Raw genomic sequence first — 24,484 nt, 5'->3', positions numbered from 1 at the left:
AGGAGCGCCGCACGGCCACGGTCAGGATCCGTGCAGAAGCAATCGCGCCCATGGGGCGCTCCTACGAAGCGGTTGGCTTGAGCGTCGAGAGGCGATCCAGCAGCGCCACCCAGAACGCCTCCGGCAACTCCGCGCGTACCGGAACGCTGAAATGGCGGCCGGTGGCGAACGGCCGGCATTTGACCGCGTCCTTCTCGGTCATCAGCACCGGCAGGTCGCTACCGAACTCCAGGTCCTGCGCGGCATACCGGTGGTGGTCGGCGAAGGCATGCGGGACCACGGCGATGCCGTGGCTGCGCAGCGTGTCGAAGAATCGCTCCGGGTTGCCGATGCCGGCGACCGCGTGCACGCGCTTGCCGACGAACGCCGACAGCGGCATCGGCCGGACGCCGACCAGCGGCTGCGCATGGTCGGCGACCAGCCGCATCGGCCATTCGCCGAAGCCGGCTTCGATCGCGTCGCCGCCGACGTTGAGCACGCGGAAGTCGCAGGATTCGCCGCGCACGGCCGGCTCGCGCAGCGGACCGGCCGGCAGCAGCTGGCCGTTGCCGTAGCGCCGGCGGCCGTCGATCACTTCGATCTCGATGTCGCGGCGCAGCCGGTAGTGCTGCAGGCCATCGTCGCAAACGACGATGTCGCAGCCTGCCGCGACCAGCGCCCGCGCACCGGCGACGCGGTCGGCATCGGCGCGCACGCGCACGCCGGTGCGGCGCGCGATCAGCACCGGCTCGTCGCCGCCGAGCACCGGATCGGTGTCTTCGTCCACCCAGCGCGGGGTCCCGGCGTCGTCGCGGCCATAGCCGCGCGTGGCCACGCCGGGGTTCCAGCCGGCCGCGCGCAGGCGTTCGACCAGCACGATCGCCAGCGGGGTCTTGCCGCTGCCGCCGGCGATCAGGTTGCCGACCACCACCACCGGCCGCGCGATGCGCACCCGGCGCAGCAGGCGCAGGCGGAACAGCCGCATCCGCAGCGCGATCGCGCCCGCATAGGCCTTCGACAGCAGCCGCGCATGCCAGGGCACCGGGCCCTCGAACCAGTAGCGCGGGGCCTTGCCGCGCGCACTCACGGCGCCGCGCTCATGCGCCTGCCGGCTCGCGGAACTGCATCTGGTGCAGGTGTGCGTACAGCCCGCCGCGCGCCAGCAGTTCGGCGTGGGTGCCCCGCTCCACCAGGCGGCCCTGGTCGAGCACCAGCACCTGGTCGGCGTGTTCGATGGTCGACAGGCGGTGGGCGATGACCAGCGTGGTGCGGTCGGGCATGAGTTTTTCGAGCGCGTCCTGCACCAGGCGCTCGGACTCGGTATCGAGCGCAGCGGTCGCCTCGTCGAGGATCAGGATCGGCGCATCCTTGAGCATCGCCCGCGCGATCGCGACGCGCTGGCGCTGGCCGCCGGACAGGCGGCCGCCATTGGCACCGATCCCGCTCTGCAGCCCTTCGGGCAGGCGCTCGACGAATTCCATCGCGTTGGCGCCGCGCACCGCGCGCTCCAGCGACGCCGGGTCGGCGCCGGCCATCTCGCCGTAGGCCACGTTGTCGGCGATGCTGCCGTCGAACAGCATCACCTGCTGTCCGACCAGCGCGATCTGGCGGCGCAGGTCAGCCAGCCGGTATTCCTCGATCGGATGGCCGTCGAGCAGCACCTGCCCGGCCTCGATGTCATAGAAGCGCGGGATCAGCTTCACCAGCGTCGACTTGCCGCTGCCGGAGCGGCCGACGATGGCGGTGACCGTGCCCGGGCGCGCGTCGAAGCTGATGCCCTGCAGCGCCGGCTCCGCCTGCCCGACATAGCGGGCGCCGACGTCGCGGAACTCGATCAATCCCTTCGCGCGATGCAGCGGCAAGGTGCCGGTATCGACCTCGTCCGGCGCATCGAGCACGCCGAACAGGCGCTCGGCCGAGGCCACGCCCCGCTGCAGCATGTTCTGCACGTTGGTCAGCTGCTTGAGCGAGGGAATGATCGCCATCATCGCCAGCATCAGCGCGACGAAGCCGCCGGCGCTCAGGCGCCCGGCCATGGCTTCGCGGCCGGCCACGAACAGCAGCAGCGCCAGCCCCACCGAGCCCATCAGCTGCACCATCGCCGAGGAGATGCTGCGCGTGGACTCGACCTTCAGCGACAGCTTCATGTGCTTGTCGGCGAGCGCGGAGTAGCGCTCGAACTCGGCCTGCCGCGCACCGTAGATCTTCACTTCCTGGTGGTTGCTCAGCGACTGGTCGGCCGATTGCATCAGGTGCGCGGAACTTTCCTGGATGCGGTGGCTGACCTGGCGATAACGCTTGCCCACCTTGTCCATCACCCAGGCCAGCGGCGGCGCCAGCACCAGCACCGCCAGCGTCACCTGCCAGCTGGTCCAGAACATCACCACCAGCGCGGCGATGATCTGGAACGACTGCTGCAGCATCACCTTGGCCGCGTCGATCGTGGCCTGCGCGACCTGGTCGCTGTCCGAGCCCAGCCGCACCAGCATCGACGGCACCGGCTCGGTGTCGAAGCGCAGCCCGGGCAGGCGCAGGTACTTGCCCAGCACCTGCACGCGCATGTCACGGGCGATGCCCCGGCCCGAACGCGCCATGTTGTAGTCGGTGAGGTAGCCGGCGATGCCGCGCAGCACGAACAGGCCGACGATCGCCAGCGGCAGCCATGCGCTGTTCTTCGCGTCCTTGACCACGAACGTCTCGTTGACGATCGGCTCCATCAGCTTGGTGAACGCGCCGCCCGCGGCAGCCTCGATCACCATGCCCACCAGCGCCAGCAGCAGCAGCCCGCGGTACTTCTTCGCGAATGCGGTCAACCGGCGGTAGATCGGCCACGCCGCGGCGGGCTTGGGCCGGTTCACCTGGCCGGCTCCGCGGCGGCGGGCCGCTGTTCGGGCGCGGTGGCATTGGCGATGCGGCGGAAGCCCAGCTGGCCCAGCGCGTCGTAGGCGGTGATCACCGCCTGCCATGGCGTGCGTGCGTCGGCACGGATCAGCACGGTGCGCTCGCGGTCGTCGCCGGCGACCTCCACGATCGTGCGCTTGAGCGATTCGACGTCGGTGCGCAGCGCCTCGCGGTCATCGACGAAATAGCGGCCCTCGGCGTTGATCAGCAGGCTCAGCTGCCTGGCCTTGGCCTCGCTGCGCTCGCCGTCGGCGCGCGGCAGTTCGAGCTTGAGCACCGAGCGCGCGTCGAACGTGGTGGTGATCACGAAGAAGATGATCAGGCACAGGATCACGTCGATCATCGGCACGAGGTTGATGTCCGGGTTGTCCTCGGCGCGGCGGTCGCGGATGCGCATGGAAGGTCAGCCCTGCGGCGCCGCGGCGGCCACGCGCCTGGCGCGGGGATCGATGGCGTCCATCAGCTGGATCGCCTCGTGCTCCATGTCGACCAGGTAGCTGTCGACGCGGGCGCGGAAGTAACGATGGAACATCAGCGACGGGACCGCGACGACCATGCCGGCGGCGGTGCACACCAGCGCCTTGCCGATGCCGCCGGCAAGCTGGTTCACGTCGCCGACGCCGTAATCCATGATCCCGAGGAACATCTGGATCATGCCGACCACGGTACCGAACAGGCCCAGCAGCGGACCGGCCGCGGCGATCGTGCCCAGCGCGTTGAGGTAGCGCTCCATCCGGTGCGCGAGATGGCGGCCGACGTCTTCGACGCGCTCGCGGATTTCCTCGCGTGGGCGGTTGCGCACGTCCAGCGCGGCGGCCAGCAGCGCGCCCAGCGGCGAGTTGCCGCGCAGCGAATCGATGTGGGCCGGGTCGAGGTTGCCGCGCGAGGCCCAGGTCCGGACCTCGCTCCCCAGGCCTGGCGGCAGCACGCTCTTGCGGCGCAGGGCCCAGAATCGCTCGACGATGATCGCCAGCGCGATCGCAGACAGCAGCAACAACGGCAGCATCGGCCAGCCACCCGCCTTCACCAGTTCCAGCACGCGCAGTCCCCCGGCCAGTGGCCGATTCAATCCGGCCGATAGGATACAAGGGCGGCCTGCCCCGTGCCCTCGCCGGCCAGGCGCTGCTGGCGCCGCACCGCATCCCAGGGGCGCGGATGCGACTGCCGTCTCGGTTCCACCGCGACGCCGCCAGCCTGCAGGCGCACGCGAAGCGCTCCACTGTCCTGGGTGTCATGGACACGCGCTCCGGCCCGTTGCCAGCGCTCCACCACCTCGGCCCGCGGGTGCCGGAAGCGGTTGCCGTAACCGGTCGAGACCAGCGCATGGCGGGCATGGGTGGCTGCGACGAAGCCCGGATCGGAGGATTCGCCGCTGCCGTGGTGCGCCACCAGCACCACGTCGGCGCGCAGCGCGTCGGCATCGCGACGCAGCAGGTCGCGTTCGACCACCTGGCCGATATCGCCGGTCAGCAGGGCCGCGCCGTGTGCGGTCTCGATCCGCAGCACGCAGCTCGATTCGTTGTCCAGGTACGGGAAGTACTCGGGCGGGTGCAGGAAGCGGAAACGCACGCCGTCCCACTGCCACTGCATGCCGGCAAGGCAGGCGCGCGTGCGCTCGATCCCGGAGCCCTCCGGCGACCATGCCAGCGGCATCGGGTAGGCGCGCCGCACGGCGGCAAATCCGCCGGCGTGGTCGTTGTCACCATGGCTGACGATGGCTGCGTCCAGCCGCCGCACCCCCAGCGCACGCAGCGAGGGCACGCCGATCCGTTCGCCAGCATCAAAGCCTTCGGGCTGCGCCGGCCCCATGTCGTACAGCAGGCTGTGCCGCGCCGTGCGTACCAGCACCGACAGCCCCTGGCCGACATCGAGCGCCACCAGTTCCGCTTCGCCGGGCTGCGGCAGTCCGCGCGACGGCCACAGCAGCGGCAGCCACAACAGCAATGCCAGCGCCCTGCCCGGCATGCCGCGCGGCAGCAGGCACCAGAACGCACCGAGCAGGGCCAGCGGCAACGCGAACCAGCGCGCCTCCGGCAGCCACCACAGCGCGAAACGGCTGCCGGCAAGCCACTGCAACGCCGGCCACGACAGGTCGAAGCACCACGCCGCCGCGCGCCACGCCCACTCACCGGCACTCGCGTGCAGCGCCTCCAGCGCGGTCCCCAGCAGCGTCAGCGGCACCACCACCAGGCTCCACCACGGGATTGCGACCAGGTTGGCCAGCGGCCCGGCCAGCGACGCCTGCCCGAACAGCACCACGGTCAGCGGCAGCAGGCCCAGCGTCGCCACGCCCTGCGCGGACAGGAAATCGCCAACGATGCGATGCCCTGCATCGGGCAGGCACCACGCCAGCCAGGCCACGCCGGCGAAACTGAGCCAGAAGCCCGCGGTCAGTGCCGCCAGCGGATCGAACAGCAGGATCGCCAGCGCCGCCATGGCCAGTGCATCGACCACCCGCACCGGCCGCCGCAGCGCCCGCGCAGCGACCACCATCGCGATCATCAGCACCGTGCGCACCGTCGGCAATGCGAAGCCGGCGACGGCCGCGTAGCCCATCGCCCCGGCCAGGGCCGCGACCGCTGCGGCCTGCGGGCGCGGCAGCCGCCGTGCCAGCGCCGGGAATACCCGCCACAGCCCCGACGCCAGCAGTGCGAACAGTGCCGCGACCATGCCGACGTGGAACCCGGAGATCGCGATCAGGTGGGTCAGGCCGGTGGCGCGCAGGGTTTCCCAGTCGATGTCGTCCAGCCCGCGCGTATCGCCCAGCGCCAGCGCCTGCACGTAGCGCGACGAGGAGGACGATACCGCCGCTGCGATGCGCCCGGACATCGCGTCGCGCCAGGCGTCGATGCCGGCGGCACCGGACAGCTCCTTCGCGGTCTGCGCATCGCGCACGTATCCGGTCGCGGCGATGCGCCTGGCCAGCGCGGACTTCTCGCTGTCGAACACGCCGGGGTTGCGCAGTCCACGCGGTGCGCGCAGGCGCAGCTCGAACCGCCAGCGGCTGCCGGGGCGAAGCTCGAATCGCTGCGACGGCGCGGTTTGCTTGTAACCGTCGTACCACGACAGCTGCAGCAGCCGGCCGCGCAGCGGCGCCGGCACGGCCACATCGTCGTCCACCCGCAGCCTGAATCGCGTGCGCCTGGCCTCGTCGGCGGGCAGGTCCACCACGCGCCCGCTTACGACGACATCCTGCCGTTCCAGCGACAGCGGCAGCTGCTGCGACAGCGCGTGGATGACATGCAGCCCGCACAGCGCGAAACCGAACAGGCAGGCGCCGGCGATGCGCTTCCAGCCCTCGCGCGACCACAGCCACGCCCCGGCGGCCAACGGCAGCGCGAGCGCAGGCCACGGAGGCAGCGCCGGCAGGCACAGGCAGGCGGTGATCCCGAGCAACAGCGCCACCGCAGTGGCGATCCCGAATGGCGGCGTCCTTGCCGTCGTGTCCATGGTGTCTCCTTGCACCTGGTTGGCTTGTGGCGTTACACCTTGCTGGCGGGCAATTCCCTGAGCCGGCCTTCGTACAGTTCCAGCACCCGGTCGAGCCGGCGCGCGAGGCGACGATCATGCGTGACCAGCACCAGGCTGGTGCGGTGTGCGCGGTTGAGTTCGAGCATCAGGTCGAACACCGTGGCTGCGGTCTTCTCGTCGAGGTTGCCGGTTGGCTCGTCGCCGAGCACGCAACCGGGCCGGTTGACCAGTGCGCGCGCCACCGCGGCGCGCTGGCGTTCTCCGCCGGACAGCTCACCGGGCTTGTGCTCGAGGCGATGGCCGAGGCCAACCGACTCCAGCAGCCCGCGAGCCGTCTTCGCCGCATCGGCCACCGCGGTGCCGCCCAGCAGCACCGGCAGCATCACGTTCTCCAGCGCGGTGAACTCCGGCAACAAATGGTGGAACTGGTAGACGAAGCCCAGAGCATGGTTGCGCAGGCGGCCGCGCTCGGCGTCCGACAGCGCGCTCATCTGCTGTCCGGCAACGAACACCTCGCCCGCCGTCGGCGTGTCGAGGCCGCCGAGCAGGTGCAGCAGCGTGCTCTTGCCGGCGCCGGACGCGCCCACGATGGCCACCGTCTCGCCCGCGTGCACCACCAGGTCCAGCCCGTCGAACACAGGCGTGCGCAGCGAGCCCTCGGCGTAAGTCTTGGCCAGCCCCTCGGCACGGATCACTTCGCCATCATGCACGTGCGATTGCCCCTGCCCTTCCAAGTCACGGCTGTCACTCATATCGCAGCGCCTCCGCCGGCGCCGTGCGCGCCGCGCGCCACGCCGGGTACAGCGTGGCCAGGAAGGCCATCACCAGCGCGACCGCCGCGATGATAGTGATGTCGCTGGCCTCCAGCTGCGTCGGCAGGCCGGTGATGTAGTAGACGTCCTCGGGCATCAACTGCACGTCGAACACGCGTTCGATCGCGCGCAGGATGTGTTCGAGGTTGAGCGTCAGCACGATGCCGCCGATCACGCCGGACAGCGTGCCGATCATCCCGATCAGCGAGCCCTGCACCATGAACACCTGCATCACCCCGCGCGGAGTGAGCCCCAGCGTGCGCAGGATCGCGATGTCGGCCTGCTTGTCGGTCACCAGCATTACCTGCGACGACACGAGGTTGAACGCGCCCATCGCGACGATCAGCGACAGCAGGATCGCCATCATCGTCTTCTCCAGCTTCAGCGCGCGGAACATGTTGGCGTTGTCGCGGGTCCAGTCGCTGACCAGGTACGGCCCCTTGAGCCGCAGCGCGAGATCGCGCGCCACCTCCCAGGCCAGGTCCATGTCGTGCATCTTCAGGCGCACGCCGGTGACCCCGTCGCCCATGCGCATCAAGCGCTGCGCGTCGTGCAGGTTCACCACCGCCAGGCCCTTGTCATACTCCTGGTAGCCGGCCTCGAAGATGCCGCTCACCGTGAACCGCTTCATCTGCTTGACCGCGCCCATCGGCGTGGCGCGCACGTCGGTCAGCACCAGCACCTTGTCGCCCACGCCGGCTCCGATCCACAGCGCGAGCTCGCTCCCGAGCACGATGTTGAAACTGCCGGGCGTGAGGTCCTCGAGCTTGCCCCGCACCATCTTCCCGGCCAGCACCGACACCTTGCCCTCCTCGACCGGATCGACGCCGCGGATCAGCGCGCCCTGCTTGCGGGCGGCGGACAGCAGCGCCTGCGTCTCGATGTAGGGTGCGGCGCCGGCCACCCGTGGATCAGTGCGGGCCACGGCGATGGCCTGCTGCCAGTTCTCCATCGCATCGCCGCTGGCAGTGACGGTGGCATGCGCGGCCATCTGCAGCATGCGGTCGCGGATCTCGCGCTGGAAACCGCTCATTACCGCCAGCGTGGTGATCAGCGCAGCCACGCCGATGGCGATGCCGAGGATCGAGGCCAGCGAGATGAAGGAGATGAAGCCGTTGCGGCGCTTGGCCCGCAGGTAGCGCAAACCGATGGCGACGGGGATGGGTTTGAACATGGGGTCAGGTCGACGGAGCAGACGCTATGGTGCCACCGATGCCGCCCCGCGCGCAGGCGCGGGGCCCGGCGCGGCCAGCCGCAGTTCACGGCGACGCGCGGCCGGCAGGGTATCGGGGAAGAACACATGCCTGCGCCAGACGCCGTCCGCGTCACGCCATCGCAGGAACGCAATCGGGCCGCGCCAGCGCACCGACAGGTCTTCAACGGGTTTGCCGTCGACCGTGGTGCGGGTGCCGGCAACGCCGGGGATCACGAACTCACCGGGCGCCACGCGGGTCTCGCGCCAGGCGAGCCATGCGCCATGGGCCAGGGCAGCGAGCGCCAGCGGCCACGCCGCGACCGCGGGCATTTCCGAAGCCAGCACAGCGAAGGCGGCAGCGATCGCCAGCAACGACAGCAAGGCGGCCAGCAGCGGCGACGCGCGCCCCTCAAGCCGGCATCCGGCCGCCTCAGCGTGCGGGCGGAAGTGCGCGGATGCGCTGGACGAGTGTGTCGAGTGCGGCATCGGGGGCGGTCTCGTGGCCAAGGAACCAACGCCAGAGCTTATCGTCCTCGCAGGCCAGCAACTGTAGGAAAAGCCCGCGCTGTGCTTCGGAAGATGCCGCCCATTGCTGGTCGAGCCAGCGGTTGAGGAGCTGGTCGAGTTCGCGCATGCCGCGCCGGCTGCGCCAACGCAGGCGCCGCAGCTCGGCTTCGTCGGCGGGCGACAGGCTGCTCATCGCAGGAACAGCAGGTACGCCAGCCATGCCCACAGCACCCACAGCGCCACGCTGCCGGCCAGGTAGGCCTGGAACCGGTGCATGACCTTGTTGTAGCTGCACTGGATGGCGCTGTGGACAACGCGCAACAGCACGAACAGCCAGGCCAGCGCCAGCGTCGCATCGGTGGCAAGTCCGGAAACCGCGGCCACGACCAGCGCCAGGTAGAACAGCACCGGCAGCTCGAACAGGTTGCGGAAGTTGTCGGCTGCGCGGCTGTCGGTCAATCGCGCGGCGGCCTGCGCCGAGGTGGCAACCGCCTGCGGGTGGATGCGTTCGCGCTTCATCTGCGCGATGCTGGTGGTGTACATCCGCAGCCAGACGACGAGGGTCAGCACGACCATCGCGAAGGCGGGCAGGAAGATGGCACGCGGCATGGAGGCTCCTTCGTGGACTGGCTCGCTACTTTGCAATTCCGGGGCGATGCTTTGTCATTGGGACGGCGCCCTGCCGGGAACTTCCCAGGTTCCATCCTGCCGCAATCGCTTTGAGTCCCTCTCCGTGCGGGAGAGGGGTTGGGGGGTGAAGGCACGGCGAAGCGACGATGGCCCCAACCACCTCCTTCTCCGCCCCCTCATCCGGCCCTTCGGGCCACCTTCTCCCGGAGGGAGAAGGAAAAACTTCGGCTGCCCTACTGTTGCCGCGCCAGCATCAGCTGCTTGATCTCGCCGATCGCCTTGGCCGGGTTCAGGCCCTTCGGGCACGTCCGGGTGCAGTTCATGATGGTGTGGCAGCGGTACAGCTTGAACGGGTCTTCCAGGTCGTCCAGTCGCGCGCCGGTATCCTCGTCGCGGCTGTCGATGATCCAGCGATAGGCCTGCAGCAGGATCGCAGGACCGAGGTAGCGATCGCCATTCCACCAGTAGCTCGGGCACGCGGTGCTGCAGCATGCGCACAGGATGCATTCGTAGAGGCCGTCGAGCTTGGCACGGTCTTCCTTCGACTGCAGCCGCTCGCGATCCGGCGGCGGCGCGCTCTGGGTGCGGATCCAAGGCTGGATCGACGCGTACTGGGCGTAGAAGTGGGTCAGGTCCGGGACCAGGTCCTTGACCACGTCCATGTGCGGCAATGGATAGATCGGGACGTCACCCTTGCCGCTGCCGCAGTCCTCGATCGCCTTGGTGCAGGCCAGGGTGTTGGTACCGTCGATGTTCATCGCGCACGAGCCGCAGATGCCCTCGCGGCAGGAACGGCGGAACGTCAGCGTCGGGTCGATCTCGTTCTTGATCTTGATCAGCGCGTCCAGGACCATCGGCCCGCACTTGTCGAGGTCGATCTCGTAGGTGTCGGTGCGCGGATTCTCGTTGTCGTCCGGGCTCCAGCGATAGACCTTGAACTCGCGCACGCGGGTCGCGCCGGCAGGCGCGGCGAAACGCTTGCCCTTGTGGATCTTCGAGTTCCTGGGGAGGGTGAATTCGGCCATGGCTTGCAATCCGGGATTGGAAATTGGGGATTGGGGATTCGGAGAAGCGGTTTTCGCGAAGCTGCTGCTTTTACGAATCCCCAATCCCCAATCCCGAATCCCGGCTGTCAGTAAACCCGCTTCATCGGCGGCACGACCTCGACTTCGTCGTCGAGCGTGTACATGTGCACCGGGCGATAGTCGATGCGGGTCTTGCCCTCGTCATCCACCCAGCACAGTGAATGCTTCTGCCACTGCGCGTCGTCTCGCTCGGGGAAGTCCTCGCGCGCATGCGCGCCGCGGGATTCCTGGCGGTTCTCGGCGGCGACGATGGTCGCCAGCGCCTGGCCGAGCAGGTTCTGCAGCTCGAAGGTCTCGACCAGGTCCGAGTTCCAGACCAGCGAGCGGTCGCTGACCTTCACGTCGGCGAACGACGCGCGGATCTCGCGGATCTTCTCGACGCCCTCGGCCAGCGTTTCGCCGGTGCGGAACACCGCCGCGTCGGCCTGCATGGTGCGCTGCATGCGATCGCGGATCACGGCAGTCGGCGTGCCGCCGTTGGCGTGGCGCAGGTGGTCGAGATTGGCCAGCGAGCGGTCGCAGGCATCGCCTGCAAGCGGCTTGTGCGCGGCACCGGGCCTGATCGTCTCGCCGCAGCGGTTGGCCACCGCGCGGCCGAACACGACCAGGTCGAGCAGCGAGTTCGAGCCCAGGCGGTTGGCGCCGTGCACCGATACGCAGGCGGCCTCGCCGATCGCGTACAGCCCGGGAACCACGTGGTCCGGATTGCCATCCTTCAGCTGCACCACTTCGCCGTGGTAGTTGGTCGGGACGCCGCCCATGTTGTAGTGCACGGTCGGGATCACCGGGATCGGCTGCTTCTCGACGTCGACGCCGGCGAAAATCCTCGCGCTCTCGGAGATGCCGGGCAGCTTCTCGTGGATGTCGGCGGGGTTGAGGTGGGTGAGGTCGAGGTGGATATGGTCCTTGTGCTCACCGACACCACGGCCTTCGCGGATCTCAAGCGTCATCGCGCGGCTGACCACGTCGCGCGAGGCCAGGTCCTTGGCGTTGGGTGCGTAGCGCTCCATGAAGCGCTCGCCGCTGGCGTTGCGCAGGATCCCGCCTTCGCCGCGCACGCCTTCGGTGATCAGGCAGCCGGCGCCGTAGATGCCGGTCGGGTGGAACTGCACGAATTCCATGTCCTGCAGGCCCAGCCCCGCGCGCAGCGCCATGCCGCCGCCGTCGCCGGTGCAGGTGTGCGCGGACGTCGCGGAGAAGTAGGCGCGACCGTAGCCGCCGGTCGCCAGCACCGTGCCGTGGCCGCGGAACAGGTGCAGCGTGCCTTCGCTCATGTCCAGCGCCAGCACGCCACGGCAAACGCCCTCGGCGTCCATGATCAGGTCGAGCGCGAAGTACTCGATGAAGAATTCGGCGTGGTGCTTCAGCGACTGCTGGTACAGCGTGTGCAGGATGGCGTGGCCGGTGCGGTCGGCCGCGGCGCAGGTGCGCTGCGCGGTGCCCTTGCCGTATTCGGTGGTCATGCCGCCGAACGGGCGCTGGTAGATCTTGCCTTCCTCGGTGCGCGAGAACGGCACGCCCTGGTGCTCAAGCTCGATGATCGCCGGGATCGCCTCGCGGCACATGTACTCGATCGCGTCCTGATCGCCCAGCCAGTCCGACCCCTTGATGGTGTCGTAGTAGTGGTAGCGCCAGTCGTCCGGACCCATGTTGCCCAGCGCGGCGGAAATGCCGCCCTGCGCCGCCACCGTGTGCGAACGGGTCGGGAACACCTTGGTGATGCAGGCGGTGCGCAGGCCCTTCTGGGCGAGGCCGAAGGTAGCGCGCAGGCCGGCACCGCCGGCGCCGACCACGATCATGTCGTACTTGTGTTCGGTGATCTTGTATGCGGAAGTCGTCATGGGGGACTCAGGCGAGCAGCGCGATGCGGACGATCGCGTACAGCGACGCCAGCGCGCCGAATACGCACGCGAACGTCACCACCAGTTGCAGGGCGACTTCGAGCGCGCGGGTGTGCACGTAATCCTCGATCACCACCTGCATGCCGAGCTTCGCGTGCCAGAACAGCGCCAGCACGAACGCGGCCAGCAGGATCGCGTTGTAAGGCCTGGCCAGCGTGGCCTGCACCGTGCCCAGGTCGGCGCCGATGAACGACACCAGCGTGCCCACCAGCCACGGCACCAGCAGCGCCAGCCCGATCGCGGTGACGCGCTGCCACCAGAAGTGCCCGACCCCGGACTTGGCCGAACCCAGGCCGCGCGCACGCCCGATCGGGGTGCGGTAGTCGGGACTTGCGGATTTCGCCGCCTGCGAATCGTTCATGCCCCACCCCGCAGCGCGAAGAACCAGATCAGCGCGGTCAGCACGACCGTCAGCACGAATACCGTGTAGCCCGAGCGATACACCTCGGGCAGTTCAAAGCCCCAGCCCGCATCCCAGAGCAGGTGGCGGATGCCGTTGAGCAGGTGGTAGACCAGCGCCAGCGAGAAGCCGAACAGCACGAGCTTGCCGAACGGCGAGGCCAGGCAGGCCGCGGCGCTGGCGTAGGCATCGCCACCGGCCGCCACGGCGAGCAGCCACCAGGCCAGGGCGAAGGCGCCTGCGACCAGGACAATGCCGGTGGCCCGGTGCAGGATCGACATGGTCATCGTGATCTGCCAGCGATAGACCTGCAGATGCGGTGACAGGGGGCGTTCGCGATTGGCCATCGTGCCTCGTTCTCTCGCTGGGCGGCCTCGGCCGCGTGGCTGGCGTCCTGCCAAGGGTGGTTGGCGTCCCCGGGGCCGGGCACGCGATCGACACGTTCTGGCAGAGCACCCGGATCTCGCTGCGCTTGACCCGGACTACGAATGCAGGGCCTCAGAAATCGATGCAGCGTCCGTTTTTCTCCCAGTCACCATAACGCGTCGGGTCGGGGCCTTCACGGCCGCCGATTTCCTGCGCGGGGGTCGCTTCCGGGACAGACTGTTCGGCCTGTTCCGGAGCGGGTGGCTGGGTGGTTTCGCCTATCATTCCGGGGTCTCGCAACTCCTGCAGTCTAAGTCCCGGCCCCCGTTTGGACAAGTTTGCCGCACTGCCACAAGCCCCGGATCAGCCCATGTTCGCCCTGCCCGACCACCACGTTGTCACACTGCGCGGCCGCGATGCGCTGGCGTTCGCGCAGGCACAGTTCATGAGTGATGTCGCCGCCCTTGCCGACGGCCACTGGCAGTGGAGCGGCTGGCTGACGTCGAAAGGGCGCGTGATCGCGCTGTTCGCGCTGTTGAAGGCCGACGGCGAAACCTTGCGGCTGGTGCTGCAGGACGTCGACCCCGAGGCGTTCGCCGCGCAGCTGCAGCGCTTCGTGTTCCGCAGCAAGCTGGTGATCGAACCGGGCGGTGATCTGCGGGTCGGCGGCACGTTCGAGGCGCACTCAAGTGCGGCCGGCCCGCGCGCGGCGATCGATCACGAAGGGTTCGCGCTCGACTTCGGCGGCGATGGCGGCGTGCGCACGCTGCACGCCGGCGCCGGCCTGGCGGCTCCCGCGGATGCCGACGCGCTCGCCCGCTGGGCCGCGTTCGACCTTGCCCATGGCCTGCCGCGGCTGCCTGCTTCGCAGGCCGAGCAGTGGACGCCGCAGCAACTGTCGCTGGAACGGCTGCGCGCCTACAGCGTGAAGAAGGGCTGCTATCCCGGCCAGGAAATCGTCGCGCGCACCCATTTCCTCGGCCAGGCCAAGCGCGGGCTTGCCCTGTTCGAGTGCGACGCTCCGCTCGAAGCCGGGCAGCAGGTCACGGAGCAGGACCGGACTTTCGGCACGATCGTGGCGACGGTGGAAACGCGCGGGCAGTCCCTCGCGCTGGCGGTGCTGCCACTCGAACCAGCTGCCAGCGCCCCCTTGGCACAAGGCCATCCGCTGCGCCCTGCAAGCCTGCGCGGCGGCCTCGCACGCTGACCGGTAGCCCGGCCTTGCGCAGGCCGCGACAAGCGTCGCATTCCCGCCATGAGGCGCTGCTATGCTCGGCCATGGGGAAGCCCCCGGCGGTATGCAGAGCGCGGCCACGGCCGGCCGTCGCCTGGACCGCCCGGACAAGGACATGGGGAGAGTTCAGATGAGCAGGATGAGTTTCGCGGTACCCGCCGTATTGATCGCAGCCACGCTGCTGGCCGGATGCAAGACCCGGGAACCAGCGCCCGAACCCGCACCGCCACCGCCCGTCGTGCAGGACCAGAAACTGTCCGCCGACGGCCTGTTCGCCTTCGGCAAGGCCAGCCTCGACGACCTCAGCGAAGCCGGTCGCGGCCAGCTCGACGCCTTCGCGGCAAGCCTGCTCGGTGGCGCGCCTTACGAGATCGTCCACGTCATCGGCCATAGCGACCGCATCGGCAATGCCAAGGCGAACCTGGCGCTGTCGAACCGGCGCGCAGCCAGCGTGCGCGAATATCTCGTCCAGAAAGGCGTCCCCGCAGACCGCATCACCGCGGTCGGGCGCGGCAGCGTGGAGCCGGTGGTCGAATGCGATGACCGGGACCGGGAGGCGCTGATCGCCTGCCTCGCACCGAACCGGCGCGTCGAAATCCGCGTGATCGCCGCGCACTAGGCGCTGCAGGACGGCTGGGCGGCGCCCACGGACCCGCCCTTACCTGCAAGGGCGGGAACGGCGCAGCCGCACCGCGTTCGCGGTACTCTCGCTTCCGCGATGAGCAGGCCCGACCACCAACGCGAATCCCGTCCCGGCGCAGTCGAAAAGCGCGTCCTGCGCCGCCACCTCGGGCGCCAGGTCGAAGCCAGCGACATGGTCGCCGCCGAAGTCCCGGTCGCCTTCGCCTGCAACGGCGTGCCGTTCGCGGTGATGATGGCCACCCCGGACGACCTCGACGACTTCGCGCTCGGTTTCGCGCTCGGCGAAGGGATCGTCGCGGACGCCAGTGAAGTCACCGTCGAATCGATCGAGACCTCGCTCGAGGGCATCTCGATCACGCTGTCCATTCCGCCGGGCCGCGCCGACGCGCTCGCCGGGCGCCAGCGCAGCCTTGAAGGACGCAGCGGCTGCGGCGTCTGCGGCACGGCCCAGATCGAGGCGGTGCTGCGACCGCCGCCCGTGGTCGGCACGGGCGGGACGATTACGGTCGAAGCCCTCGACCGCGCCCTGCGCGAACTGCAGGGACAGCAGCCTCTCAACGCGTTGACCGGCGCCACCCACGCCGCCGGCTGGGCGAACGCCGAAGGCTGCGTTGCGCTGGTGCGCGAGGACGTGGGCCGCCACAACGCGCTCGACAAACTGATCGGGGCGATGGCACGCGCAGGCATCGATCCCGGGGCCGGTTTCGCGGTGGTCACCAGCCGCGCCAGCTTCGAGATGGTGATGAAAGCCGCCCAGGCCGGCATCCCCGTGCTGGCCGCGATCTCCGCCCCGACCGCGCTGGCGATCGCGCTGGCCGAGACCGCCGGCCTGACCCTGGTCGGTTTCGCCCGCGAGCACGGGCACGTGGTGTATTCGCATCGTCGCCGGCTGCGCGGCAAGATCGCGGGAGTCGCGGCATGAGCACGAAGAAGACCATCCGTCCGTACGACCGCCCTGCCGGCGGCTGGGACGCACTGCGCACTGTCGCCAAACACCTGATCGAACAGGACGTGCCGGTGCACGGCGCGAAGACGCTGCTGTCGGCCAACCAGCCCGACGGCTTCGACTGCCCCGGCTGCGCCTGGCCGGACCGCGACCACACGTCCACGTTCGAATTCTGCGAGAACGGCGCCAAGGCCGTCGCCGCCGAAGCGACGAAGCATCGCGCCACGCCGGAACTGTTCGCGAAGCATTCCGTCGCCGAACTGGCGCGCTACAGCGACCACTGGCTCGAGGACCAGGGCAGGCTCACCCGGCCGATGCGATACGACGCCGCGAGCGATCATTACCTGCCGGTGTCGTGGGACGAAGCATTCGCGTTGATCGCCGGCCACCTCAACGCCCTGCCCTCGCCGGACGAGGCGATCTTCTACACCTCCGGACGCACCAGCAACGAGGCCGCGTTCCTGTACCAGCTGTTCGTGCGCGAATACGGCACCAACAACTTCCCGGACTGCTCGAACATGTGCCACGAGCCGTCCGGCACGGGCATGACGCCGCAGATCGGCGTCGGCAAGGGCACGGTCACGCTGCACGACTTCGAACTTGCCGATGCGATCTTCATCTTCGGCCAGAACCCGGGCACCAACCATCCACGCATGCTCGGCGAACTGCGCCGCGCATCGAAGCGTGGCGCGGCGATCGTGTCGTTCAATCCCCTGCGCGAACGCGGGCTGGAACGCTTCGCCGACCCGCAGGACAAGCTGGAAATGCTGCACGGCGGCTCGACGCGGATCTCGTCGGACTATTTCCAGCTGCGCATCGGCGGCGACCTGGCCGCGGTCAAGGGCATCATCAAGCATGTGCTGGAGGTCGACGAGCAGGCGCGGCGCGATGGCGGAGCGCGCGTGGTCGACGTCGATTTCATCACCCGCCACACCACCGGCTTCGCGGCCTTTGCCGCCGACGTCGCAGGCGAAAGCTGGGACACGATCGAAACCGAGTCGGGCCTGTCGCAGGAACAACTGCGGCGCGCCGGCGACATCTACCTGTCCGCCGGCAGCGTGATCTGCTGCTGGGGCATGGGCATCACCCAGCACAAGCACTCGGTGGCGACGATCCAGATGCTGGTCAACCTGCTGCTGCTGCGCGGCAACCTCGGCAAGCCTGGCGCCGGCGCATGCCCGGTGCGCGGACACAGCAACGTGCAGGGCGACCGCACGATGGGCATCTACGAAAAGCCCGCGCCCGCGTTCCTCGACCGCATCGTGCAGGTGTTCGGCTTCGAGCCGCCGCGCGCACCCGGCTTCGATACCGTCGGCGCGATCGAGGCGATGCTCGACGGACGCGGCAAGGTGTTCTTCGCCATGGGCGGCAACTTCGCCACCGCCACGCCCGACACCGAGGCCACCCATCGCGCGCTGCGCAACTGCGACCTGACCGTGCACGTGGCCACCAAGCTCAACCGCAGCCACCTGGTGCACGGGCGCGAGGCGCTGATCCTGCCCTGCCTCGGGCGCACCGAGATCGACGTGCAGGCGGGCGGTCCGCAATCGGTCACCGTGGAAGACTCGATGAGCATGGTGCACCTGTCAGCGGGCATCAACGCGCCGGCATCCGACGAACTGCTGTCGGAACCGGCCATCGTCGCGCGCCTGGCGCAGGCCACGCTGGGCGCGCGCAGCAAGGTGCGGTGGCAGTGGCTGGTCGCCGACTACGACCGCATCCGCGACCGCATCGCCGAGGTGTTCGACGACTTCCACGACTTCAACATCCGGGTGCGCGTGCCCGGCGGTTTCCGCCTCGCCAACAGCGCCGGCGAGCGGCGCTGGAACACCGCCAGCGGCCGGGCCGCTTTCATCGCCCATGCCGTCCCCACGGACCTGCCGGTGCATCGCGCCCGCGAGTCACGCGACCGGCCCGTGTTCACCCTGACCACCGTGCGCTCGCATGACCAGTACAACACCACGATCTACGGCCTCGACGACCGCTATCGCGGCGTGTTCGGCGAGCGTCGCGTGCTGTTCGCGAACGCCGCCGACATCGCCGTGCTGGGCATGAGCGCCGGCGATTGGGTCGACCTCGAAAGCCTCTGCGACGACGGCGTGCGCCGCCGGGCACGACGATTCCTGCTGGTCGCCTACGACATCCCGCGCGGCTGCCTGGCGGCGTACTACCCCGAAACCAACGCGCTGGTGCCGCTGTCGAGCTTTGCCGACCACGCGCGCACGCCGACTTCGAAATCGATCCCGGTGGTGGTGTCGGCGCACGACGAAGCATCTGCCGCGCCGGGCGGGACACCGCGTGACATCCCGCTTGCCATCGAAGACTGAGCCGGCAGCCGTCGGCGACGCCACCCTGGCCCAGGCCCTGCTGGCCGAACTGGCGCGCGAACCTGACGGCATCTCGCTGCCGCGCCTGTGCAAGCGGCTGGGCCTGCGCATGAGCGTGCTGATGCGCGAACTGGCGTGGCTGGGCGAAGAATCGATCGGCGGCCAGCCCGGCCCCGGGCTGGTGCGCGTGGAGCGTCGAGGCGAGCGCGATGTGGCGATCCTCATCGCACGCAGCAGCGATATCGACCCGCTGTAGGAGCGGCTTCAGCCGCGAACCCTGCAAGCGATTGAAGCCGTCCCCGGAGCGGGGTGCGCCGGCAAAGCTCGCGGCTGAAGCCGCTCCTACGTGGGATGAAAGGCGCCCGGCCTCAGCCGGCGTGCTTCTTCACCCACGCCACGTAGCGATCGACGTAATCCTGCAGGAACTTGCGGGTGTCGTCACTGCCGATGTGGCCGTCGTCGTCGATCAGCCCGTCCTTCATCTGCATGAAGACTTCCGGCTGTCCCAGCGTTGGCGCGTCGAGGTAGGCCAGCACGTTGCGCAGGTGCTGCTGCGCGAGCGCCGTGCCGATCGCGCCGATCGAGATGCCGAGCACGCCGGCCGGCTTGCCGGCGAACGAGTTGGTTCCCCACGGGCGCGAGCCGATGTCGATCGCGTTCTTCAATACGCCCGGGATCGAGCGGTTGTACTCGGGCGTGACGAACAGCACCGCGTCGGCCGCCTCGATGTCCTGCTTCAACCGTGCCGCTTCGGCCGGGTAGTCGGCGTCGAAGTCCTGGCTGTACAGCGGCAGGTTGTCGATGCGCACGTGGGCAAACTCGAAGTCGTCCGGCGCGAGCTTTTCGATCGCCCTGGCCAGCCTGCGGTTGAACGAATCCCTGCGCAGGCTGCCGATGAATAACGCGACGCGGGTCTTGCTCATGGGAACTGCTCCGTTGGGAAACGGGAGTTGCCACTATCGCCACAACCAGGTTGCGGACGCGTCAAGATTTCCCGCCGCCGCCATTCCCCCGGGGCGCTTCCCGCGGCGACGACGATTCCCGCGCGTCGTGCGCGGCCGAAGTCACCGGACCCCCGCCTTCACGGGGATGATGCGTCCATCCTGGCCTGCGACGAGCGACGCTCAGGCCAGCGTATCGGCCGCGGCGACGATCTCCTCTTCCGAAGGGATCACGAGGAAAGCGGCACCGGCCAGCGGCGTGAACGTATCGGCGCCGACCACGCGCCGGAACGGACGCCCGCCATAGCCGCCCTCGGTGATGGCGGTGATGATGCCCTCGCCCACGCCGGCGCTGCGCCTGCCCTCGTCGACGATCAGGATGCGCTTCGCGCTCGCCGCCTGCTCGCGGATGAAGGATTCGTTGAGCGGCACCAGCCAGCGCAGGTCGACCACGCGGACCTTCCAGCCGTGCTTCTTTTCGATCTGCCGCGCCGCGCGCAGGCTCATCGGCACGCCGTTGCCGAAAGTGAACACCACCAGGTCGTCGCTGTCCTGGTCGTAGACGCGGCCCTCGCCGAGGGTCATCGCCTGGTCCGGCGCGGGGTATTCGGTCAGCCAGCCGCCGTCGCCCGCGTCGTACAGGTCCTTGGCCATGTACAGCGCGATCGGTTCGAGGAAGGCACACACGCGTCCGTCCACCTTCGCCAGCGCCGCCAGCGTGCGCAGCATCGTCGCGGCGTCGTCGCCGCGGCTCGGGCAGCCGACCACCAGGCCGGGAATGTCGCGCAGCGCGGTAATGGAGTTGTCGTTGTGGAAGTGCCCGCCGAAACCGCGCTGGTATCCCAGCGATGCGATCCGGACCACCATCGGGTTGCGGTACTGGCCGTTGCTGAAGAACTGCAGGCTCGCCGCCTCGCCGCGGATCTGGTCGCAGGCGTTGTGGAAGTACGCCAGGTACTGGATCTCCGGCAGCGGCAGCATCCCCATGTTGGCGTAGCCCTGCGCCAGGCCGAGGATCACGGTTTCATCAAGCAGCGTGTTGAACACGCGGCGCGCGCCGAAGGCCTTCTGCAGGCCCTTGGTGACGGTATAGACGCCGCCCTTCTGCGCCACGTCCTCGCCGAACAGCAGCGTCTCGGGGTACTTGGCGAACAGGTCGTGCAGCGCGTTGTTGATCTGGATCGCCAGGTGCCGCGGCGCCTGCTTCTCGGGCAGCTTGTCCTTGCCGCCGAACACCTCCTCGCGGCGCTGGCCGTAATCGGCGCGCGCAGCTTCCATCGCCACAGCCTTCGGCGAGTACGGCGCCAGCGGCGCCATCACTTCCTCCAGCGACGACAGGCGCGGGCGGCGGTCGGCATCCTCGGCGGCGGCGAAGCACTTCTTCCTGGTGTCTTCGTACAGCGCGAGCACCTCGTCCTTCGACATCAGCCCGGACTCGAGCGCGATCGCCGCCGAACGCAGCAGCGGATCGGTCGCCTCCACCGCGCACAGCTCTTCCAGCGAGCGCCATTCGATCTCGAAGTCGGTGCCGGCGTGGCCCATGATCCGGGTCGTGCGCAGGTGCAGGAAGGTCGGGCGGCGGGTGCGGCGGCAGTGTTCCACCGCCTTCTGCACGTCGCCATAGCCCGCGGCGAGGTCTAGGCCGTCGGCGGCGAAGTAGTCCAGGTCGCGTCGGCCGGCGAAGTTGCGCGCCACCCAGCCATCCGGCGTCTTCACCGAAATGCCGATGCCGTTGTCCTCGCACACGAACAGCACCGGCGCCGGCAGCTTCTGGTAGGCGGTCCAGGCCGCGGCGTTGAACGCGGTCTGCGCGGTGGCGTGGTTGCTGGACGCGTCGCCGAACGAGCAGATCGCGATGCTGTCGTCGGGGATCGGCAACTGGTGGCCGATGCGGCGCGCCTGCTCGATCGCCACCGCGGTGCCGAATGCCTTGGGCAGGTGCGAGGCGATGGTGGACGTCTGCGGCAGCACCCAAAGCGGCTTGCTGCCCCAGACCTTGTGGCGGCCGCCGGACGCGGGGTCTTCCTTCGACGCCGCGAACGACAGCGCCGAATCCATCACCGGATCCATGCCCGGCAGCTTGCGGAAGCGCTCGGCCATGAAGCCGCCGGAGCGGTAGTGCAGGAACGCCGGATCGGTGTGCCGCGTGAGTCGCGCCACCATCGCGTTGCCCTCGTGGCCGCTGGAGCCGATGGTGTAGAAGACCTTGTTCTGCACCCGCAGCACGCGCGCCATCAGGTCGAGGTGGCGCGAGACCAGCTGCGACTCGAACAGCTCGCGGAAGCCGCGCGCGTCGAGCGCGCTGCCGTCGAGAATGGCGTCGCCGGGCGATGGCTTGGCGTCGCCGCGGCCGTTCCAGTCGCGCACGAATTCACTGAAGTTGACGTCGCAGATCTCGGCGCGGTTGAGGCCGCGCATGCGGGCGGGGATGGATTGTGCGGTCACGATGTCTTCCGTATGCCGGGCCTACGCGCCCGGCGGATTCTGCTGCGCGTGCCCGGGCTTCCGGGCGCCGGGGGCGTAGCCCCGGCCTGCGCGTTCAATCGATCCGCGCGAATCGCGCGGCAACTCCTGCCTCTGGCGCCGGCATGGCGACGAACCCCGGCGTCGCGCGCACTTGCGCCAGCCAGTCGCGGATCGCCGGGTAACCGCCAAGGTCGAAGCCGCCCTCGCTGGCGACGCCGGTGTATGCGAACAGCGCGATGTCGGCGACGCCATAGTCGTGGCCGGTGAACCAGGCGTGCCCGGCCAGGTGGCGCTCCATTACCGCCAGGGCCGCGTGCCCGCGCTCCAGGCAGCGCGGCAGTTCGGCTGCACGGCGCGGCGAATCCGGCGGCGTCCAGCCGCGAATGAAGCGGGCGACCGCGATGTAGGGCTCGTGGCTGTACTGCTCGAAGAACATCCAGGCCAGCGCCTGGGCGCGCTGCCAGGCATCACCCGGCAGGTACGGCGTGCCTTCGGCAAGCCAGCAAAGGATCGCGTTGGACTCGGCGAGGATGCGGCCGTCGTCGAGCTCGATGACCGGCACCCGGCCGTTCGGGTTCTTCGCCAGGAATCCGGTCGTGCGCGTCTCGCCCTTCGAGCTGTCGACCTCGATCCAGCGGTAGTCGCGGCCAAGCTGCTCGAGCAGCAGCCTGACCTTGTGGCAATTGCCTGAGGACGAGAACCCGTGGACGGTGATCACCCCGTCGCTCCCGCGCCTCGCGCGTTCCACTGCGCGCGGGTCTGGCCCCAGATTTCGGTCTGGTGGTCCTCGTACGGCGGCGGCATCCGGCCGGGTCCGCGATTGCTCGAACCCAGCCGCCGGGCCAGTGCCTGCGACGGCAGGTTCGCCGGATCGATGCAGTGGATCACGTCGTCCCAGCCGAGGTTGTCGAAGGCCCAGTCGATGGCGGCCACCGCGGATTCGGTCGCATAGCCGTTGCCCCACGCCGCGCGCCGGAACGCCCAGCCGATCTCGTTGCCCGGCCACCCTTCCGGCCGCCACGGACCCAGCTGCCCGAGCCACTCGCCGCTGGCCTTGTCGAGCACCGAGAACATGCCGAAACCCTGCACCAGCCACGCGCCCGGCTGCTGCAGGAACTTGCGCCACGCGGCGCCGCGCACCATGTGTCCGCCGATGTAGCGCGCCGCCTCCTCGTCGCCGAGGAGTTCGGCGTAGCCGTCGAAGTCCTCGATCCTCGGCGGGCGCAGCATCAGGCGTTCGGTTTCGATGCGGATGTCGGTCACGCTCATTTGCGACTCCCGGAACAAGGTGGGCACGGCTTCGGCCGCAAGCGCTTTCGCCGGCCTTCCGCCGCACATGAAAAGCTCGCGGCCGAGGCCGCTCCTACAGAGGCACGGGCAAGGTCAGAACGCGTTGATGCCGGTCAGTTCGCGGCCGACCACCAGCTGGTGCACGGTTTCGGTGCCCTCGTAGGTGATCACCGATTCCAGGTTCAGGGCATGGCGGATCGGGCAGTGCTCGGTGGTGATGCCGGCGCCGCCGAGCAGGTCGCGCGCCTCGCGCGCGATGTCGATGGCCATGCGGCAGTTGTTCCACTTCGCCAGCGACACCTGCGTGGGCTGCATCCTGCCCGCATCCTTCAGGCGGCCGAGCTGCAGCGACAGCAGCTGCGCGGCGGTGATGCGGCGCGCCCAGTCGGCCATCTTCAGCTGCGCGCTCTGGGTCGCGGCCACAGGGCGGTCGAACAGGATGCGCTCCTTCGAATAGTTCAGCGCTTCGTCAAGGCAGGCGATGGCGGCGCCGATCGGACCCCAGGTGATGCCGTAGCGGGCCTGGGTCAGGCAACCGAGCGGCCCCTTCAGGCCCTTCACGTTCGGCAGGCGGTTGGCCTCGGGCACGCGCACGTTGTCGAAGAACAGCGCGCTGGTCACCGACGCGCGCAGGCTCATCTTGTGCTTGATCTCCTGCGCGCTGAAGCCGGCGAAGCCCTTCTCGACGATAAAGCCCTGGATACCGTCGTCGGTCTGGGCCCAGACGATGGCGATGTCGGCCAGGTTGCCGTTGGTGATCCACATCTTGCCGCCGTTGATGACCCAGTCGCCGCCATCCTTCCTGGCATTCGTCTTCATGTTGGCCGGGTCCGAACCACCGTGCGGCTCGGTCAGGCCGAAGCAGCCGATCACCTTGCCGGCGGCCATGTCGGGCAGCCAGCGCCGCTTCTGCTCCTCGGTGCCGTAGGCGAAGATCGGGTACATGCACAGCGACGACTGCACGCTGGCGAAGCTGCGCAGGCCGCTGTCGCCGCGCTCGAGCTCCTGGCAGATCAGGCCGTAGCTCACGCCGTTGAGGCCGGCGCCGCCGTATTCCTCGGGCAGGGTCGCGCCGAGCAGGCCGAGGCCGGCGATTTCCGGGATCAGTTCGGTCGGGAAGCGCCCCTGGTCGAAGCATTCGCCGATGATCGGCAGCACGCGCTCGTCGGTGAACCGGGCCACGGTGTCCTGGACGGCGCGCTCCTCCTCGCTGAGCAGGGAGCGAACGTCGTAGAGGTCGTAGGGGTGCAGGGCCATGGCGGGTTCTTCGTCCGGAAAAACCGTCATTTTAGCCGGTTGTCCGGGCCAGGATGCGGCCTGTCGGCGTGCCGGGACAAAAAGAAGGGGCCGGATCGCTCCGGCCCCCTTGATCTGCGTCACCAGCCAGCGCG

24 protein-coding genes and 1 pseudogene are annotated in these 24,484 nt (G+C 69.2%); 5 read left to right on the top strand and 20 right to left on the bottom strand.

What is annotated here, in order from left to right; all coding sequences use genetic code 11:
- Positions 1-61: 61 nt before the first annotated feature.
- From lpxK to H570_RS18465, 15 genes and pseudogenes are all read right to left on the bottom strand, one after another.
- Positions 62-1,066 (bottom strand): tetraacyldisaccharide 4'-kinase, encoded by a 1,005-nt coding sequence (gene lpxK, locus H570_RS0105390; RefSeq protein ID WP_027079851.1) that lies wholly within the window; start codon positions 1,064-1,066, stop codon positions 62-64.
- Positions 1,067-1,076: 10 nt separating this feature from the next.
- Complete coding sequence (gene msbA / locus H570_RS0105385) at positions 1,077-2,837, bottom strand: lipid A export permease/ATP-binding protein MsbA (protein WP_027079850.1); 1,761 nt, start codon at positions 2,835-2,837, stop codon at positions 1,077-1,079.
- On the bottom strand, positions 2,834-3,277 hold the full coding sequence (locus H570_RS0105380) for an ExbD/TolR family protein (RefSeq protein ID WP_027079849.1): 444 nt from the start codon (positions 3,275-3,277) through the stop codon (positions 2,834-2,836). The genes msbA and H570_RS0105380 overlap by 4 nt, the downstream gene beginning before the upstream one ends.
- Before the next feature lie 6 nt (positions 3,278-3,283).
- Positions 3,284-3,919: a MotA/TolQ/ExbB proton channel family protein gene (locus tag H570_RS16525; protein WP_036135300.1), complete on the bottom strand. Its 636-nt coding sequence runs from the start codon at positions 3,917-3,919 to the stop codon at positions 3,284-3,286.
- Positions 3,813-6,345 (bottom strand): annotated as a pseudogene (locus H570_RS16520) (DNA internalization-related competence protein ComEC/Rec2); the annotation flags it as partial. The gene H570_RS16525 and the pseudogene H570_RS16520, both read right to left, overlap by 107 nt.
- A gap of 17 nt (positions 6,346-6,362) precedes the next feature.
- Complete coding sequence (gene lolD, locus H570_RS0105365; protein ID WP_027079848.1) at positions 6,363-7,103, bottom strand: lipoprotein-releasing ABC transporter ATP-binding protein LolD; 741 nt, start codon at positions 7,101-7,103, stop codon at positions 6,363-6,365.
- Positions 7,096-8,337, bottom strand: a complete 1,242-nt coding sequence (locus H570_RS0105360; RefSeq protein ID WP_027079847.1) for a lipoprotein-releasing ABC transporter permease subunit — start codon at positions 8,335-8,337, stop codon at positions 7,096-7,098. Before H570_RS0105360 ends, lolD begins: the two co-directional genes overlap by 8 nt.
- 24 nt (positions 8,338-8,361) lie before the next feature.
- The gene (locus tag H570_RS0105355) at positions 8,362-8,739 is read right to left on the bottom strand and encodes a hypothetical protein (protein ID WP_245559542.1); all 378 of its coding nucleotides are present in this window, start codon (positions 8,737-8,739) and stop codon (positions 8,362-8,364) included.
- Between the two features lie 49 nt (positions 8,740-8,788).
- Positions 8,789-9,058 carry an FAD assembly factor SdhE gene (locus tag H570_RS0105350; protein ID WP_027079845.1) on the bottom strand — a complete coding sequence of 90 codons (270 nt, stop codon included), beginning with the start codon at positions 9,056-9,058 and terminating at the stop codon, positions 8,789-8,791.
- Positions 9,055-9,474, bottom strand: coding sequence for an MAPEG family protein (locus H570_RS0105345; RefSeq protein ID WP_027079844.1), 420 nt, complete (start codon positions 9,472-9,474; stop codon positions 9,055-9,057). The genes H570_RS0105350 and H570_RS0105345 overlap by 4 nt, the downstream gene beginning before the upstream one ends.
- A gap of 254 nt (positions 9,475-9,728) precedes the next feature.
- Positions 9,729-10,520 (bottom strand): succinate dehydrogenase iron-sulfur subunit, encoded by a 792-nt coding sequence (locus H570_RS0105340; RefSeq protein ID WP_027079843.1) that lies wholly within the window; start codon positions 10,518-10,520, stop codon positions 9,729-9,731.
- A gap of 107 nt (positions 10,521-10,627) precedes the next feature.
- The gene (gene sdhA / locus H570_RS0105335) at positions 10,628-12,421 is read right to left on the bottom strand and encodes a succinate dehydrogenase flavoprotein subunit (RefSeq protein WP_027079842.1); all 1,794 of its coding nucleotides are present in this window, start codon (positions 12,419-12,421) and stop codon (positions 10,628-10,630) included.
- A gap of 7 nt (positions 12,422-12,428) precedes the next feature.
- Complete coding sequence (gene sdhD, locus H570_RS0105330; RefSeq protein ID WP_051176155.1) at positions 12,429-12,842, bottom strand: succinate dehydrogenase, hydrophobic membrane anchor protein; 414 nt, start codon at positions 12,840-12,842, stop codon at positions 12,429-12,431.
- A complete protein-coding gene (gene sdhC, locus H570_RS16515) occupies positions 12,839-13,228 on the bottom strand; it encodes a succinate dehydrogenase, cytochrome b556 subunit (protein ID WP_036135297.1) in 390 nt (129 codons plus the stop codon). Before sdhC ends, sdhD begins: the two co-directional genes overlap by 4 nt.
- 151 nt (positions 13,229-13,379) lie before the next feature.
- Positions 13,380-13,532, bottom strand: a complete 153-nt coding sequence (locus H570_RS18465; protein WP_084499812.1) for a DUF1674 domain-containing protein — start codon at positions 13,530-13,532, stop codon at positions 13,380-13,382.
- Positions 13,533-13,617: 85 nt separating this feature from the next.
- Here H570_RS18465 and ygfZ point away from each other — a divergent pair, with 85 nt between their 5' ends.
- The 5 genes from ygfZ to H570_RS0105300 all read left to right on the top strand — a co-directional run bounded on the left by ygfZ (position 13,618) and on the right by H570_RS0105300 (position 18,652).
- Positions 13,618-14,454 (top strand): CAF17-like 4Fe-4S cluster assembly/insertion protein YgfZ, encoded by an 837-nt coding sequence (gene ygfZ / locus H570_RS0105320; RefSeq protein ID WP_027079840.1) that lies wholly within the window; start codon positions 13,618-13,620, stop codon positions 14,452-14,454.
- A 157-nt stretch (positions 14,455-14,611) separates the two neighbouring features.
- Positions 14,612-15,100 carry an OmpA family protein gene (locus H570_RS16510; protein ID WP_211219079.1) on the top strand — a complete coding sequence of 163 codons (489 nt, stop codon included), beginning with the start codon at positions 14,612-14,614 and terminating at the stop codon, positions 15,098-15,100.
- A 99-nt stretch (positions 15,101-15,199) separates the two neighbouring features.
- Positions 15,200-16,045 (top strand): formate dehydrogenase accessory sulfurtransferase FdhD, encoded by an 846-nt coding sequence (fdhD, locus tag H570_RS0105310; protein ID WP_027079839.1) that lies wholly within the window; start codon positions 15,200-15,202, stop codon positions 16,043-16,045.
- Positions 16,042-18,396, top strand: a complete 2,355-nt coding sequence (locus H570_RS0105305; protein WP_027079838.1) for an FdhF/YdeP family oxidoreductase — start codon at positions 16,042-16,044, stop codon at positions 18,394-18,396. The genes fdhD and H570_RS0105305 overlap by 4 nt, the downstream gene beginning before the upstream one ends.
- Complete coding sequence (locus tag H570_RS0105300; protein WP_245559541.1) at positions 18,380-18,652, top strand: hypothetical protein; 273 nt, start codon at positions 18,380-18,382, stop codon at positions 18,650-18,652. Before H570_RS0105305 ends, H570_RS0105300 begins: the two co-directional genes overlap by 17 nt.
- 112 nt (positions 18,653-18,764) lie before the next feature.
- Here H570_RS0105300 and H570_RS0105295 read toward each other — a convergent pair whose 3' ends face one another.
- From H570_RS0105295 to H570_RS0105275, 5 genes are all read right to left on the bottom strand, one after another.
- A complete protein-coding gene (locus tag H570_RS0105295; RefSeq protein ID WP_027079836.1) occupies positions 18,765-19,319 on the bottom strand; it encodes an NADPH-dependent FMN reductase in 555 nt (184 codons plus the stop codon).
- Between the two features lie 201 nt (positions 19,320-19,520).
- Complete coding sequence (locus H570_RS0105290) at positions 19,521-21,755, bottom strand: thiamine pyrophosphate-dependent enzyme (RefSeq protein WP_036135295.1); 2,235 nt, start codon at positions 21,753-21,755, stop codon at positions 19,521-19,523.
- A 121-nt stretch (positions 21,756-21,876) separates the two neighbouring features.
- Positions 21,877-22,518, bottom strand: coding sequence for a glutathione S-transferase family protein (locus H570_RS0105285; protein WP_027079834.1), 642 nt, complete (start codon positions 22,516-22,518; stop codon positions 21,877-21,879).
- Positions 22,518-23,072, bottom strand: a complete 555-nt coding sequence (locus H570_RS0105280; RefSeq protein WP_027079833.1) for a GNAT family N-acetyltransferase — start codon at positions 23,070-23,072, stop codon at positions 22,518-22,520. Before H570_RS0105280 ends, H570_RS0105285 begins: the two co-directional genes overlap by 1 nt.
- 114 nt (positions 23,073-23,186) lie before the next feature.
- A complete protein-coding gene (locus H570_RS0105275) occupies positions 23,187-24,350 on the bottom strand; it encodes an acyl-CoA dehydrogenase family protein (RefSeq protein WP_027079832.1) in 1,164 nt (387 codons plus the stop codon).
- Positions 24,351-24,484 lie beyond the last annotated feature (134 nt).

It is taken from the genome of Luteimonas mephitis DSM 12574 (assembly GCF_000422305.1).
GTDB lineage: Bacteria > Pseudomonadota > Gammaproteobacteria > Xanthomonadales > Xanthomonadaceae > Luteimonas > Luteimonas mephitis.
The sequence above is the reverse complement of the archived record's forward strand: the minus strand, read 5'-3'. Positions and strand labels throughout refer to the sequence as shown.